Genomic DNA, 14,752 nt, shown 5'->3' with positions numbered 1-14,752 from the left:
TAATGCTCCTGTCATTGTCTCATAACGGATAATACCCTAAAATCCGTCTGAATTGTACAGCTATTTTGCAAGGTCGGGGTTGCATTTATCTGTATAAAAGCTAATATATCCGTATGTTAAACGAGATAACCGAATCCTGGGACAGGATAAAAAGCTACATCAAACCGCTTCCGCTGTATTATTCGAACAATTTTTCGGAGATAACCGGAGCGGACATCTATTTTAAACTGGAAAATCTCCAGAGAACAGGCTCTTTCAAGATAAGAGGCGCACTGAACTGCATTCTTAAAAATCAGGACAAATGCCGAGGCGGAATCATAGCCGCATCAGCGGGAAACCATGCTCAGGGCGTGGCTTTCAGCGCAAAAACGCTGGGAATAAAGGCTGTGATAGTAATGCCGGAGTTCACGCCCATGGTGAAGGTGTCCAGTACACAGAGCCACGGAGCGGAGGTTGTTCTCCACGGACAGTCGTTCGAGGATGCATACAAACATGCCGTTCAGCTGGGCAAAGAGCGTGGTCTGCATTTCATACATCCCTTCGATGATCATGACGTAATTGCCGGACAGGGAACCATCGGCTATGAGATCCTCAGAGAGAAGCCGGACATCGACCAGATCGTCGTTCCTGTGGGCGGCGGCGGACTTATTTCCGGTATTGCAGAGTATGTTAAGGGCTTTAACCCTGATATAAAAATAATAGGTGTTCAGGCAGAAGAGGCGGCGGGAATGGTGAGCAGTCTGTCCGAGGGCAGGGTGGTCAGCCTTTCGTCATCCGCAACTTTTGCAGAGGGCATCGCCGTTAAGCAGGTTGGCAAGCTGACATTCGAGTCCTGCCAGAACTGCGTGGACGATCTTGTCACAGTGTCTGAGAGGGAGATAGCCCTTGCGGTGCTTGAGTACATAGAGCGTGCGAAGCTGGTTGTGGAGGGTGCCGGAGCGGCTCCTCTGGCGGCTCTTCTGGCTGGAAAGATTGACGTTAAGGACAAGATGACGGTTCTTGTGGTTTCCGGCGGAAACATAGACGTCACCACCATCAGCCGCATCATAAGCCGAGGCATGACCGCCACAGGCAGATTCATGACCGTGTCAATCATTCTGCGTGACGTTCCCGGTGCTCTGACCTCTCTGTCACAGGAGATAAGCAGACTTCAGGCGAACATCCACCAGATAGACCACATCCGCAACGACCAGAGGGTTCCTCTGAGTCAGAGCCGTGTTAACGTTTCTCTGGAAACCAGAGGGCAGGAGCACATCGACAGAATTATGGAGCGTCTCAGCTCACTTTATGAGATAGAGCGCTTAGTATGATATACAGTGTGAAGCACCTCTTTGTCTCAACCTTCAAAGAGTCGTTCTTCATACTTGCTGAACTGTTCAAGATACTTATCCCTATGATGATCCTGATAAAAATTCTGGATGTCATAGGGGTTGTGACCCTTCTGGGCAGAGTTCTGGCACCTGTTATGGTGCTGACGGGTCTGCCGGGTGAAATGGGGCTTGCGTGGGCCTCTGCTCTCCTCACAAATATATACGGCGGAATTATAGTGTTTGCATCCCTTGCGGACAGGGTGGAGGTTACGGCGGCTCAGGCCACCGTTCTGGCCACTATGATGCTGATGGCACACGCGATACCCGTTGAGGTTCAAATAGCCAGAAAAGCGGGCACACGGTTTGCGGCTATGGCCGCCTTCCGCATATGCTCGGCTTTGGTCTTCGGAATTTTGCTGAATCTTGTGTACAAAACCGGCGGATGGCTTCAGCATCCCGCCGAAATACTGCTGAAACCTGCCGCTCAGGACGCATCCCTTGCCGGATGGGCGCTGGGCGAGGTGCGCAGTCTTTTCTATATCGCATGCATTGTGCTTGCTCTGGTGTTTATGATGAAGCTGCTGAAAATCTGCGGAGTCATAAACCTGATAAACTCGGCATGCGAACCCCTTATGAAGCTGATGGGGATAGGGAAAGAGGCGGCGTATCTCACTATGGTGGGGTTCACTCTGGGGCTGACATACGGCGGCGGACTGATAATAAATGAAGCCCGCTCCGGAAACATCTCCCACAGGGACGTATTTTTCAGCCTCGCTTTCATGGGCATCTGTCACTCTATGATAGAGGATACCCTGCTCATGATGACCATAGGGGGACACATATCTGGCATCCTGTGGATGCGCACGGTGTTTGCGGTGCTTCTTGTGGCGGCGGCGGTACGCCTGAGCGCAAAACTTCCTGACACATGGTTTTACAGGTTTCTCTTTATGAACAATAAGGCCTGATACCTGTCTTTCCGATATATTTGAATACTTTATCCGAGGCTAACATGAAAAGACTGCTGATTTTGTTAATCCTTGTCACATCAGCTATTTCTGCCAGTGCCGCCACTCTGGTCAAGGCGAAGGCGGACATGGCCAACTCTGTGATCTCAGGCACTGTGGACGGTAAACCTTTCAGTTATACTCTGAAAGGGACAGACGGCACCTATATAATCTATGACGACTGGTTCGGCGAACCGAAGGACGACAGCTATACGCTGGAACTGACACTGCCTGAGGGCTACGTTGCCCTTGCCGAGAGCGACAAGGCGGAAAAGACCAAATACGGCTGGAAATTCACCCTGAAAAATGCAAATCACGGAATGGTTCTGGCCATCTCCGACAAATGGCAGATAAAGTCCGAAATTGTGAACGGAGTGGAGGTCGCACTCTATTTCAGCAAGGCGAACATGCAGTACTCCGGCGCATACATGGCACGCATAAAGGAACTGCTTGCTCTCTATACGGATATGTTCGGAAAATATCCCTACGGCAGGTTTGCCGTTGCAGACGTTCCCTACCCCGTGGGGCATGCGCTGGTATCGCTGACGTTTATCTCCGAAAAAATAATCCCCATGCCCTTCCTTACCCGGACATCGCTTGGGCACGAACTTCTTCACCAATGGCTGGGCGTTGCTGTGGACACCAAAGACGGCAACTGGGCGGAGGCACTGACAACCTATCTGGCTGACAGGCTGTATGACGAGAAGGACGGCAAGGGTATTGAATACCGCAAGGCGGCCATAATAAACGTCATGCAGAACGCCAGACAGAAAGAGGAGGGTACGGCTCTGAAAGACTTTGTCTATAACAAAGACAGGGCAAGTCAGGCTGTGGGCTATTCCAAAGGGATGATGGTCTTTTCCATGCTGGATGATATGCTCGGCGATGATTTCAACAAAGGGCTGAAAAGGCTCTACTCGAAGTATAAATACAAAAAAGCTGACTGGAATGATGTCAGAAAGGTATTCGAGGACGTATCAGACCGGAAACTGGACAAATATTTTGACGGCTGGCTTAACGAAACCGCCATTGCGGACTTTGATGCAAAGGACGTATCTTTCAAAGCTGTCAATGATGGTTATGAAACATCGTTCATTTTGAAAAACAAGTATGAAAACCTTAACTATCCTCTGGAAGTAATTGTTAAAACAGAAAAATCAGACACGGTTTTTACGAAATATATCGATGCGAAAGAAGTGAATTTCAGCATCAAAACCAAAGATAGACCCGTTGAACTGGTGATAGATCCCAACTATAAAACAGCCCGAATCCTTGAGAGAACAGAGCTTTATCCGGCTCTCTATGCAATGTGGAGCAAATATCCCAAGGCTGTTTTTGTCAGTGATAAAAATAAAACAAAATACGCAAGCGTTTTAAAGATGATAGATAATGCCGAGGTTTATAATGATACTGTAAATCCTTATCAGTATAACGATAAAATAATTATTTTTCTTGATGCCGACAACGCCGCATTCAGGAAATATTACGGGGTTAACGCTCCTTTCATAAAACCCGAATTTGCCGTGTTGTCCTCTCTCCATCCGCTTCACAGCGACAGGATGTCATACATAATCCATGCGGACGATGCGGAAACGGCGGCGGCTAACTTCCCCAGAGTGACCCACTACGGAAAATACTCCTCAGTGGTGAGCGAAAACGGCAGGCTGAGGCCTGTCATGGATCAGTCGGTGCAGGGAGAGCGGTTCAGACTTTATGACGACAGACAGGGGGAGCGTGTGCAGTCGGCGATCAGCATTAAAACCATTATAGATGAAAACCCTTATGCGAGAGTGTTCTATGTCGGCGAGACCCATACGGATTTTGCCCACCATGAGAACCAGCTGGAGTTTATCCGCAGGCTGAACGAAGCGGGGAAAAAGATTGCCGTTGGGCTTGAGATGATACAGAAGCCTTTTCAGCCTGTACTTGACGACTATCTGTCAGGCAAAATAACCGAGCGGGAAATGCTTGAGAAAACTGAATATTATACCCGCTGGAAGTATGACTACAGGCTTTATGCGCCGATCTTCCGCTATGCGAAGGAGAACCGCATTCCTCTGGTTGCGCTGAACACACCGCAGGAGATAACCAAAAAAATATCATCAGGCGGAATAAAGTCCCTTACTGATGAAGAGCTTAAACAGATACCTGAAACGATTGAATATACCGGCGGCGAATACCGTGACGGACTTTATAAAATATTCAATATGCACCCCATGGGCAGGGATTTTGAGAATTTCTACGAGGCTCAGATAGTGTGGGATGAGACAATGGCGGACAGCGCATATAAATATATGACGGCTAACCCCGACAGACTTTTTGTTCTCCTTGCCGGCAACGGGCATATTCGCAACAGGACTTCCATCCCCGAACGGCTGTTTCGCAGAAACCTGATGAACTATGTTGCTGTTGTTCAGGACGAGGACAATAAGCCCGGAGTGGCCGACTACATCCTCTATCCGCAGGAGACTGACTACGATGCATCGCCCATGCTGGGCGTTGGTATAGACGATAAGGACGGAAAGCTGAAAGTTGCCGATGTCAGCGACAAATCGGCGGCGCAGACGGCGGGCGTTCTGAAGGATGATATTATAGTGTCGTTCAACAGGGTTACTGTTGGTGGACTGCAAACCCTTAAGCTGGAACTTCTGTACGCCGAAAAGGGCAGGGAGTACGAGTTAGTGGTTCTGCGAAAAGACAAAGAGGAGACTCTGAAGATAAAGTTTTAACGAAGAGGGGCGGCTAACGCCCCTTTTTCTTTTTAGGTGGGAATCATGCCGTTTCCCACTTGATTATATGCGGGTTGAGGGTATTATAAAGTCAGGAGGATTACTATGGGAATGGCTGAAAAATTTGAGATGACTCTCAAACCCGATAGCAAAGGACGCATCACCCTTGGCAGGCTTCTGAACGGAGTCAGCAGTGTCCGTGTAACGGTGGATAGCGAGAACCGCATAATTCTGATTCCTTTCAAAGAGATACCTTTGGGTGAACTCACAGTGTCGGAGGCTGATTCAATCCTTAAAAATATGCTGTCTAAGATTACGGATGATACTCTGCATTCGGAAGTTTCAACAGGCGAAAAAACGGGGAATGAAGAATGGTAAAGGGGTATGTGCCTGCGAAGGGTGATATCGTCTGGCTTGATTTTAACCCGCAGTCCGGACACGAACAGAAGGGGCATAGGCCGGCAATTGTTGTTTCCGGAGAAGAATATAACCGAAAGACAGGTCTGGCTCTCATGTGTCCTGTCACCAGCAGAGTGAAAGGATATGTTTTCGAAGTTTCAATAAATCATGACGGTATAAATGGTGTGGTGCTGTCGGATCAGGTTAAAAGCCTTGACTGGAAAGTCAGAAATGCCTCATTCATAGCTAAAGCCGATGATAAGGAGCTTGAGGCAGTCCTGAGAAACATATCGGTTATCCTTTTGGGCGATTAGAGCCCTTTTTCTTTTTAGCGAAGGGATAGGGTACTGTTTTCACAGGTTTTTTCTCTTCCGGCGGAGCGATGATATCCTTCTGGATTTTGCGCCTGTTGGGATCTTTTTCCACAAAAATGCTTTCCCCTGTGAAAGGGTTTTTTTCAGTGTAATACATTAAAGACGAATAGGTTGACGGTGTGGGGGTGAATATCTGCACCTGCTCCGGGTTTATCTTGAGTTCCTTTGAGGTGAATTTTTTCAGATCCTCCATATCCTGCACAGTGCAGCCGGGATGCGCCGCAATCAGATAATAGGTGAGGAACTGCTGTCTGACCTTGTTCCGCTTATAAAAATCCTCCACGAACTTTTTCAGCACGTCCGCCGAGGGTTTGCCCATCAGTCCGAGGATGTTGTCCTTCATGTGTTCCGGCGCAATCTTCATCTGACCGCTGACATGGAAATTGACCATGTTGTCAAGATATTGACCGCCGAATGCCTTGTCGTCCATTATTATGTCGTATCTGATTCCTGATGCCACAAAAACACGCTTTATCCCTTCAGTTTTCCGGATGCTGTTCAGAAGGCTGTTCAGCTTTCTGTGATCGGAAGGCATCTGGGGGCATTTCTGCGGATAGAGGCATCGCTTGTTTGCACATCTGCCGTGATCTTTTTTCTTGCGGCATTCCATGCCGAACATGTTTGCCGTGGGGCCGCCAACATCGTTTATGATGCCGTTGAACCCTTCTGCATCTATGAACCGCTGGACTTCTTTAAGGACAGAGGCCTCAGTCCGTTCTGCTATCGTTATTCCCTGATGTACGGCTATTGCGCAGAAACTGCACTCACCGTAGCATCCTCTGTGGGTGGTCACCGAGTTGCGGATTGTGTCCAGAGCACGCACAGGCCCCTGTGCGGCGTAGAACGGGTGCACTCTGTAGGTGTACGGCAGTTCGTAGTATCTGTTCATCTCGATGCGGCTGGGCGTCTGTGAAGGCGGGTTCTGTATCAGGTATCTTGTGTCAACCCTTTGCGCCAGCCCTTTGGCCGTTATGGGATCGTTATTCTGATAAAATGTATGGAACATTTTGGTGAAAACGTCTTTGTCTTCTGTGCATTCCTCGTGAGAGGGCAGCTCGGCATATCCTGCGGGGATCTCTTTGGCGTAGTAGCACAGCCCCCTTATTCCTGTTGTGTCCGAACCGTTTTTAAGAGCTTCGGCAAGCTCCAGAATGGTCTTTTCGCCCATTCCGTAGACAAGATAGTCCGCTTTTGCATCAAACAGTATCGGTTTGCGCAGTCCGTCCGACCAGAAGTCGTAATGGGTGACTCTGCGCAGACTGGCCTCTATGCCGCCCAGAACTATCGGTTTTGTATTTTTAAAGTGTCTGCGTATCAGGTTGGTGTAGGCCAGCAGTGCTCTGTCGGGGCGTCTGTCGTTTTCGCCGCCGGGGGTGAAATCGTCTGTTCTGCGCTTTTTCTTGGAGGCTGTGTAGTTTGCCACCATTGAGTCGACGCATCCGGCGGAAACTCCCCAGAAGAGCTTCGGTTCGCCCAGACGTGCGATGTCCGCAGTGTTCATATCAGGCTGTGCTATGATAGCCACACGGTAGCCCTCGTCCTGAAGCAGGCGGCCTATGATGGCCGTTCCGTTGTAGGGGCTGTCCAGATAGGTGTCTCCGGACACAAGTATAATATCAGGTCTGTCCCATCCCAGCGCAGAGATCTCCTCTGCGGTGACGGGGAGAAAATTTTTACTGGTTGTCATTTGATTTAAAAAGTCCCGAGATAAGCTCTTTGTAACGCTTTTCAATGAAATGCCTGCGCTTTTTCAGGGTGTTGGTCAGTTCCTCGCCCTGTTTGAACTCCTGCTCAAGAAATGAGAGGTTGTGCAGTTTTTCATGGTTTTTAAAGCCTTTTTTGTGGGAAAGGAGTTTGTTTATCTCCTTCTTAACATGATCAACAACGGGTTTCGAGTTCATGTCGAAGTCGGTGCGGATATGTTCCAGTTTGTTGTTCATGTAGTCCCTGAGCTTCTCCATATCGGGAATGATAAGAGCCGCAAGGCTCTTCTGATCCTGACCCACCAGAACTGCGTCCTTGACAAAGGGGAGCATGGTTATGGCGGATTCGATTCTCGAAGGGTCTATGTTTTCGCCGTTGGCAAGGACAATGATGTCCTTGATGCGGCCGGTAATCTTCAGTTCTCCGGTGAAAGTGAGTTTTCCCAGATCTCCTGTTTTGAAAAAGCCGTCCGGCGTGAAGGATTTTTCGTTCTCGTCGGGTTGGTTGTAGTATCCGCTGAAAACCTGCGGACCCTTGACCTGAATCTCGCCCTCCTGACCTCTGGGAACCTCTCTGCCGCTTTCGTCAACAATGCGGACTTTTGTGCCTTTAACGGGGCGTCCTAGCGTTCCGAAAACCTGACAGTCCAGACCCCTTCCTGCGATGGCGGGGGCGCACTCTGTCATTCCGTATGCGTTCACGATTCGAAGGCCGATGGCATCCAGCCAGTCCTCAAGGTAGCCGGGCAGGCTTCCGCCGCCGCTGACAGCCAGTCTGAGCCTTCCGCCGAATTTTGCCTGAACAGCTTTGAACTTGTTCATGGCAATTATCTTGAGGGGCAGGAGAAGTATTACTTTGGCAATAGATACGCCTATCTCTTTAAGTCTTTGTTTTAAAGGTGTCTTTTCGAATTCGGGGTTGACTCCCAGAAGATATCTGGAATGTCTGTTGAATGATGCCGATGCACGGGACAGAAACTGGAACATGAACAGCTTGAACTTGGACTGCTTTTCCAGCGCCGCCTGAACCTTTGAATAGAGCGATTCCCACACACGGGGCACTGTGGCCACGATGGTGGGTCTGTACTGCTCAAGATCCATAGCAAAGGTCTTCACCGATGAATAGACTGTGCAGCATCCGTTTGTGATTGCCAGAAGCTCGGCCGCACGCTCAAAAATGTGCCATGTGGGCAGAATTGAGAGCCAGCTGTCCTTTTCGGAAAGGGCTATAAGGCCGGGGAGCATGTCAAGGTTATATATGACGTTCCTGTTGGACAGGATGACCCCTTTGGGATGGCCTGTTGTGCCTGATGTATAGATTATGGTGAAAGTTTCGTCTATTCCTGTGGGGTTGGACTCGCAGAACTCCTTCATCTCATCTTCGGTGAAGGTTCTGTCGGCCAGCATTTCGTTATACGTGTGCACCTTGCCTTCGGGGCGGTCTTTGTCTTCGCCTTCTATCAGGAAGATGCTTTTATAGTATTCGTCCAGAAGATCCGACTGCGCATTTTCATAGACGGTCTCTGTCTCAAAAATTGCAAAGTCAGCTTCTGAGTGACCTGTTATGTATTTCATTTCGTGGGGAGGGGTATCGCTTCCTCTGGGAATGCTGATGGCACCAAGAGATGCCAGAGCCATGTCTGTGACTATCCAGCCGTAGCGGTTGTCGGAAATGAAAAGAACCTTGCTTCCCTTTTCAACCCCGTAACTTTTGAAGCAGCGGGAGAGAAGAAACACGTCCTCCAGGAGTTTTTTGTATGTAACAGAAAGCTCCTGACCGCCCACACGGTAGATAAAAGCAGTGTTTTTTTTGTACTTTCCGCAGGCTTCAACAAACATGCGGAAGACTGATCTTGTATCTGTATTTGCCATTAAGTTTGTCTCATTTAAGAACAGTATTTTAGTTCAAACCAAATCACTATGCAATATTTTTAATGTAAGTGTATTAAAAAAGATACATAAATTTTTTTTTATCAGAATAAGTCTGCACAAATTTTATACAAAGCGGTTAAACCCCTTATTTTTAATCGGTTTTCGAAGGTGTTTATTTTTCTTTGAACAAATTCTCCACAATTTTGTGGAGAAAAAAATGCTTGACAGGTGTAAGCCTTGCTTGTCAAGCGTTTGGGGTAAGTTGTTTATAAATAAGGTATTGTGCTTATGCGCAAAAGGCGGTGTCTGATAATGTTGATAAAGACGGGATTTTTTTCCACAGGTTTTCAACAAAGTGGAACGCTTTATGAAAGCTATTACAAAACCAAATAGCCGCCCCGTACTGTCTCTGAATAAAACAGACCGACTAAAGTTCAAAATAAACAAAACAAACAAAAACTGCGGGATGTGGAAAACACCCCGCAGTATCAATTTATATACACATTAAACTTGCTGTCAGTTCAGTCCGAACTCCGCAAGAAGCTTGTCGATATCGTCCTGAGAAGCATCTTCCACTGTAGTGGGATCGACCTCCTGCTTCAGTTTTATGAAGCCGAGAATTGCGCCCAGCCTTCCGCCTATCTCACGCACAGCGTTTATTACTTTTCTAAGTTTCTGCTCGGTGATATCCTGAAATTCCAGTGAGTGCAGAATGTTCATGCCCATTGTGTCGGCCATTGCGGCGCTGTTTTCAAGGGCTTCCAGCTTTTTCAGGATTGCGGCCTGATCCTTTTTGTACATAAGGTCTTCCAGATCCTCTATCTCGTCAAGGAACTCCTGATAGTGGCCGGTCAGTCCGTCCGCCGCCTCCATAAGTCCCAGAGTGGCCTCTTCTGTGGATTCGGTCACATTTTCAAGGGATTTTACAAGAGTGGGGATCTGTTCTCTGGAGGTTATCAGTGTGGGTTCGATCTCGTCCACACGGCCTTTTGTGTCCAGAATAAGGCGGAGAAGCTCGGAAACTTCCTGCTTTATGCTTATTCCGAGGTCAACTTTTTCGCCGTCTATGATCTTTTTGGAGAGAGTTTTCAGTTTTTCAAAGGACTCCTGTTCGTTGAAGGGTGATGCGGCGGTTTTCATGGCCTGCACACTGTCAACTGCCACAGGTTCTGATGGGATGTCTTTCAGCTGTTCCAGAAGATCGTCCACCGAGTCCACAAGCTCTTCGTCTTCCGTGAACTTGTCGGCAATGCCCTTTCCTATTATCTCGTCGCCCATTTCCTGTTCGATGGGTTCGGGAAGGGTGAACTCCTCTTCCTGAGCTTCTTCGGGCAGAGAGATGTCGTCCAGACCGAACTCTGCGGCGAGGTCTTCGGGTATGTCGAACTGCCCGTCTCCAGCGGAAATTTCCTCTGCGGCGGGTTCTTCGATCATTTCATCTTTTACGGAAATTTTTGAGGATTTTTTCTCTGCAAGCTCCTGAGCGGCCAGTTCGGCCTCCATAAGCTTGTCGATGTCGTCTTCAGAAAGTTCTATGCTGGGAACCTGGGCAGGCTTGACTTCACAGGCCTGTCCTGTCATGTCAGCTAGATTTTTTTTTTTATTGAGCTCTTCGGTCTCTTTTTCGCGTTTTGTCAGTTCCTGCTGAATAAGAAAGTCGAGCTCATCCTGTTCAACGTGTCCTGTTGTGGACTGCATTGAGTTCTCGGACTGGTTGAGGGCATCGTTAAGGATGTCATCCATTGAATCCTGAACTATTTCAGGCTTTTTTTTTCCTTCCTCTTTCTTCTTGTTCAGTTCGTCGGTCTCCTGCTCACGCTTATTAAGCTCAAGAGCTATGAGATCGTCTATTGAAAGGTCGCCTGCGGGAGCTTCTTCATCGGATTCTTCAAAGATATCCTCATCAGCTTCAATGGCGGCAGGTGAATAGTTTTCTTTTGATTCGAATTCTTTTTCAACAGCTGCGGCAACCTTGTTGAAGTTGCTCTCCTGAGAGGGCAGCGCAGGCTGACCGAGGAGAGATTTTTTCAGGTTGCTGTCCAGAACAGTCTTGCCGTCGGCAATAACGCTGTCGATATCCAGAAGGATTATGAGTCTGTCGGCGTACTTGCATATGCCTAAAATATATTCCTGCCCCACAGAGCCTACGAGAGGGGGGGTGGGTTCAACCATTTTCTTATTAATGCGGATAACTTCGGTCACTTCGTCAACAACGAAGCCGATGTTCTCCGTTTCAAATTTAACAACGATGATTCTGGTTTCCTTGTCAAAATCCATCTTGTCCAGAGAGAAACGGACACGAAGGTCTATAACTGGGATAACCTTGCCTCTGAGGTTCATTACCCCGAGGACAAATGAGTCGGTGCGGGGAACAGAGGTGATGTCCACAGTCCGGATTATCTCCTGAATCTTAAGAACATCAATGGCATATTCCTCTTCGCCGAGCTTGAGGCCGACCAGCTGGATAACCTCCAGATCGTCAGAGTGGTTCACATCTCCGTATTCCAGATCTCGTACAGGCTGAAGATTACTCATGTGGGCACTCCCTCAAAGCTTAGTTAGGATGTGGCTTCTGATGTCATCAATGCACTTGGCCACGTCGCTTCTCATGTTGTTTATATAATAAGGACGCATCAGCTTGATACTTTCGCTGACGCTAATATCATAGGGCATAAATCCTAATTTTTCAATATTTATGCCGAGATATTTTTTAGTAACATTCTCAAAACCGTAAAAAACATTCAATTCTTTTCTTGTGCGCACCAGATTAAGCACCGTGCCTATCTTATAATCGTCCACCATCCGCTTAATTTCGTCGCTTCCGGCGGGGTCAACCTCGGACAGGGCATGGAGAATAGTGTTGATATTCGGATAGTTCATGCTCTTGCTGCGCAGCTTGTTGCATATGTCGCTGTATTTGGTGTCCTTGCGCAGATGCAGCTCTATCTTGCGGTAGAGAGCAACCTTGAGGAAACCGTATGAGTTCTCCAGGCTGGTGGGCTCGGAGTTCATTATCATAATCTTCTTATCGGCAAAGTTGAAGAAATCTATCATATTGAAACTTGTTCCGGCGCCGAGATCGAGGATTATGTATTTATAGTCGAGTTTCTTGATTCTGTTTAAAACCTTGAGCTTTTCGAAGTTCGTTATGTGAGCCATGCCCAGAACATCGCTGGAACCGCCCACGAAATCAACACCGGCGGGGCTTTGTGCTATAACCGAGCCGATGTCTATCTTCTCTTTCAGAAATTCGTAAAGTCCCTTTCCGGGCACCTTAAGCCCTACAAAGTCGTGCAGGTTCGCTCCGCCCAGATCCGCATCAACCAGCAGGGTTTCGTTCCCTGCGGTCTTAAGGGACATTGAGAGGTTGGACGAGAAAAAACTTTTTCCAACGCCGCCTTTTCCGCTGGCAACCGCTATAATTTCAGCCATTATTTGACTCTGCTCTTATATTTTGTTACTAGGTAATAGGATAGGATATACGTTATTACGCCAAGAATCAACCCCAGCAGATGTGTCCCCACAAAAAAAGGGATAAAAAAAGTCTTTGCAGTATGCATCAGGTTCGTGTAGTCCATCTTGTCGAAGTCCGGGATCATTGATGCATGCTTGCCTGTCACAAAAACTCCGAACTTGTAGCAGACGGTATACACAGGCACAAGGGTGAACGGATTTGTTATGTATGCTCCGATGAGAAGCGGATAAAGCGGCAGGCCGCAAACGAATGATGTTCCCATGGCCATGCCTGTGTGCAGGCCGACATAGGGTGAAAACCCGATGAAAACCCCAAGAGCACAGGACATTGCAATCCTTTTCGGAGAGTAGTCCAGCAGCAGAATCTTTTTTAACTTTTGTCTTATCCGTTCGAGCATCCGCTTTCATATCATCAAATTCTTAAAAAGTCTTCATATAATATTATGGAAAGAATAATGTTCAAAATCACAATTATTACGGTTCGGAATCGTTATATACAAAAAAAGTATTGTCACTTTGAGTTGAAGTAATATTATAGCGTTTAGAAACATTGGCTTTGTAATTAATTAGGTTTTTCTGGCAGCAAAGTTTCTGTATCACGAAAAAACCAAGCCGGTAACGATATTTTGACACATATGTATGCACGTATAGTGCATTTTTCAGGCTTATGTTCAATTAGTTGATTTACTGGTTATAATTAATGAGGTATGATTCGTTTATGTTGGGAGATAAGATTCGAAAACTGATTAAAAGGAAGGGAATTAAGCAGATAGACGTTTGTCGCGCTGTCGGCCTTTCACCTTCCAGACTTTCAAACTATCTAAGCGGTAGCAGGGAACCCGATCTTGAGACACTCTCCAGAGTTGCCAGATTTCTGGAAGTGAAGCTGGATTATTTCGCTTATGGTGATAATATCAAAAACACCAAAGAGATCGGGGAAAATATCAAAAAAATGAGAGAAAAAAGAGGATTTTCCAAAGGCGATCTGGCTGCTGTCGCGAAACTTGATGTTCAGCTTCTTTCAAGGCTTGAACTCGGGTATGGTGAGTTTGAGAGAGATTTAATCGAAAATCTCGCAGGATGTCTTACTTGCAAAGTTTCGGATCTGATCGGGGAAGAAGAGGGATATTCGATGGACCTCGCCACCTCTGTTGCAGCAGAGTCAGAAGCGGTTCTGTATGAGCCTGAAGCACCCGTTATCAGATTTAACCTTAACGATGTCGAAGACGGCAGATGTGAGAAGGAAAAAGGTGCGGTGTGGATCGCCGTTAATGACGGAAGATTCGCTCCGAAAGTCAACGAATCAGATATTCTGTACGTTGAAAAGATCAATCTGAACGAACTGGCGGACAGGGAACCTGTTCTCTATTTCGACGGAACATCGCTCAAATATATGCGAGCGTTTGTTTCTGCTGACAAAGTGCTTTTTGCGCCGGAAGTCGGAGCGGGCGAACCCGTTATCCACTCAAAAGACGCAGAAATCCCCGCTGACAGCCGGGTTTATAAAATCCACTGGCATGCGGTTAAGTATTAGACAAAGGCCCTGTTAAACGACAGGGCCTTTTTTTTGTTATTGCTTTTTATCTGCGGCGCACTACTGCGTCAGTTTCTCAATTCTTCGGGTCATGTACTTATGTGTACACTCCCCTTCAGAATCGATAACCTTCCTTGTCCTGCTTGCATCTAAAAACCAAATATAAAACAATTTCACGTCACTGCGAGGGCATAGCCCGTGGCAGTCTTCCACGCTCGGATAGCCTGATGTTTAGGGTTGTTTCAATCGTTAACTCCCGTCACTCTATTCGGCAACTATCACAAGGTAAGCCACGTCACTCTGAGGCATAGCCGAAGAGTCTCAAACGCAGAGATTCTTCACCCTGCGGGTTC

General features: G+C 47.5%; 11 protein-coding genes. 6 read left to right on the top strand and 5 right to left on the bottom strand.

Going from position 1 to position 14,752, the window contains the following annotated elements; genetic code table 11:
* Positions 1 to 113: 113 nt before the first annotated feature.
* From ilvA to mazF, 5 genes are all read left to right on the top strand, one after another.
* A complete protein-coding gene (gene ilvA, locus C8D98_RS11135) occupies positions 114 to 1,310 on the top strand; it encodes a threonine ammonia-lyase (RefSeq protein WP_132874235.1) in 1,197 nt (398 codons plus the stop codon).
* Complete coding sequence (locus C8D98_RS11130; RefSeq protein WP_132874234.1) at positions 1,307 to 2,275, top strand: hypothetical protein; 969 nt, start codon at positions 1,307 to 1,309, stop codon at positions 2,273 to 2,275. The genes ilvA and C8D98_RS11130 overlap by 4 nt, the downstream gene beginning before the upstream one ends.
* 44 nt (positions 2,276 to 2,319) lie before the next feature.
* On the top strand, positions 2,320 to 5,043 hold the full coding sequence (locus C8D98_RS11125; protein ID WP_132874233.1) for a ChaN family lipoprotein: 2,724 nt from the start codon (positions 2,320 to 2,322) through the stop codon (positions 5,041 to 5,043).
* A 111-nt stretch (positions 5,044 to 5,154) separates the two neighbouring features.
* Complete coding sequence (locus C8D98_RS11120) at positions 5,155 to 5,421, top strand: hypothetical protein (RefSeq protein WP_132874232.1); 267 nt, start codon at positions 5,155 to 5,157, stop codon at positions 5,419 to 5,421.
* Positions 5,415 to 5,756, top strand: coding sequence for an endoribonuclease MazF (gene mazF, locus C8D98_RS11115; protein WP_132874231.1), 342 nt, complete (start codon positions 5,415 to 5,417; stop codon positions 5,754 to 5,756). The genes C8D98_RS11120 and mazF overlap by 7 nt, the downstream gene beginning before the upstream one ends.
* Here the strand turns inward: mazF and C8D98_RS11110 are convergent.
* The 5 genes from C8D98_RS11110 to C8D98_RS11090 form a co-directional block, all read right to left on the bottom strand.
* Positions 5,737 to 7,503: a YgiQ family radical SAM protein gene (locus C8D98_RS11110; RefSeq protein WP_132874230.1), complete on the bottom strand. Its 1,767-nt coding sequence runs from the start codon at positions 7,501 to 7,503 to the stop codon at positions 5,737 to 5,739. The two genes, mazF and C8D98_RS11110, sit on opposite strands and share 20 nt — an antisense overlap.
* On the bottom strand, positions 7,490 to 9,391 hold the full coding sequence (locus tag C8D98_RS11105; RefSeq protein WP_132874229.1) for an AMP-dependent synthetase/ligase: 1,902 nt from the start codon (positions 9,389 to 9,391) through the stop codon (positions 7,490 to 7,492). Before C8D98_RS11105 ends, C8D98_RS11110 begins: the two co-directional genes overlap by 14 nt.
* 516 nt (positions 9,392 to 9,907) lie before the next feature.
* Positions 9,908 to 11,926: a chemotaxis protein CheW gene (locus tag C8D98_RS11100; RefSeq protein WP_132874228.1), complete on the bottom strand. Its 2,019-nt coding sequence runs from the start codon at positions 11,924 to 11,926 to the stop codon at positions 9,908 to 9,910.
* A 12-nt stretch (positions 11,927 to 11,938) separates the two neighbouring features.
* Positions 11,939 to 12,823 carry a P-loop NTPase gene (locus C8D98_RS11095; RefSeq protein ID WP_132874227.1) on the bottom strand — a complete coding sequence of 295 codons (885 nt, stop codon included), beginning with the start codon at positions 12,821 to 12,823 and terminating at the stop codon, positions 11,939 to 11,941.
* On the bottom strand, positions 12,823 to 13,263 hold the full coding sequence (locus C8D98_RS11090) for a DUF2062 domain-containing protein (RefSeq protein WP_132874226.1): 441 nt from the start codon (positions 13,261 to 13,263) through the stop codon (positions 12,823 to 12,825). The genes C8D98_RS11095 and C8D98_RS11090 overlap by 1 nt, the downstream gene beginning before the upstream one ends.
* Before the next feature lie 320 nt (positions 13,264 to 13,583).
* Here C8D98_RS11090 and C8D98_RS11085 point away from each other — a divergent pair, with 320 nt between their 5' ends.
* On the top strand, positions 13,584 to 14,399 hold the full coding sequence (locus C8D98_RS11085; protein ID WP_165871295.1) for a helix-turn-helix domain-containing protein: 816 nt from the start codon (positions 13,584 to 13,586) through the stop codon (positions 14,397 to 14,399).
* The last annotated feature ends 353 nt before the right edge of the window (positions 14,400 to 14,752 follow it).

Origin of the sequence: Seleniivibrio woodruffii, assembly GCF_004339245.1 — a bacterium.
Lineage (GTDB): Bacteria > Chrysiogenota > Deferribacteres > Deferribacterales > Geovibrionaceae > Seleniivibrio > Seleniivibrio woodruffii.
This window is presented reverse-complemented; position numbering and strand designations above follow the sequence as displayed.

What these genes read in the sequence shown, in the direction of transcription:
- C8D98_RS11085 (WP_165871295.1), top strand. Translation starts at nt 13,584, where the DNA reads ATGTTGGGAGATAAGATTCGAAAACTGATTAAAAGGAAGGGAATTAAG.
- C8D98_RS11125 (WP_132874233.1), top strand. Translation starts at nt 2,320, where the DNA reads ATGAAAAGACTGCTGATTTTGTTAATCCTTGTCACATCAGCTATTTCT.
- C8D98_RS11130 (WP_132874234.1), top strand. Translation starts at nt 1,307, where the DNA reads ATGATATACAGTGTGAAGCACCTCTTTGTCTCAACCTTCAAAGAGTCG.
- C8D98_RS11105 (WP_132874229.1), bottom strand. Translation starts at nt 9,391, where the DNA reads ATGGCAAATACAGATACAAGATCAGTCTTCCGCATGTTTGTTGAAGCC.
- C8D98_RS11090 (WP_132874226.1), bottom strand. Translation starts at nt 13,263, where the DNA reads ATGCTCGAACGGATAAGACAAAAGTTAAAAAAGATTCTGCTGCTGGAC.
- C8D98_RS11110 (WP_132874230.1), bottom strand. Translation starts at nt 7,503, where the DNA reads ATGACAACCAGTAAAAATTTTCTCCCCGTCACCGCAGAGGAGATCTCT.
- ilvA (WP_132874235.1), top strand. Translation starts at nt 114, where the DNA reads ATGTTAAACGAGATAACCGAATCCTGGGACAGGATAAAAAGCTACATC.
- C8D98_RS11095 (WP_132874227.1), bottom strand. Translation starts at nt 12,823, where the DNA reads ATGGCTGAAATTATAGCGGTTGCCAGCGGAAAAGGCGGCGTTGGAAAA.
- C8D98_RS11120 (WP_132874232.1), top strand. Translation starts at nt 5,155, where the DNA reads ATGGCTGAAAAATTTGAGATGACTCTCAAACCCGATAGCAAAGGACGC.
- C8D98_RS11100 (WP_132874228.1), bottom strand. Translation starts at nt 11,926, where the DNA reads ATGAGTAATCTTCAGCCTGTACGAGATCTGGAATACGGAGATGTGAAC.
- mazF (WP_132874231.1), top strand. Translation starts at nt 5,415, where the DNA reads ATGGTAAAGGGGTATGTGCCTGCGAAGGGTGATATCGTCTGGCTTGAT.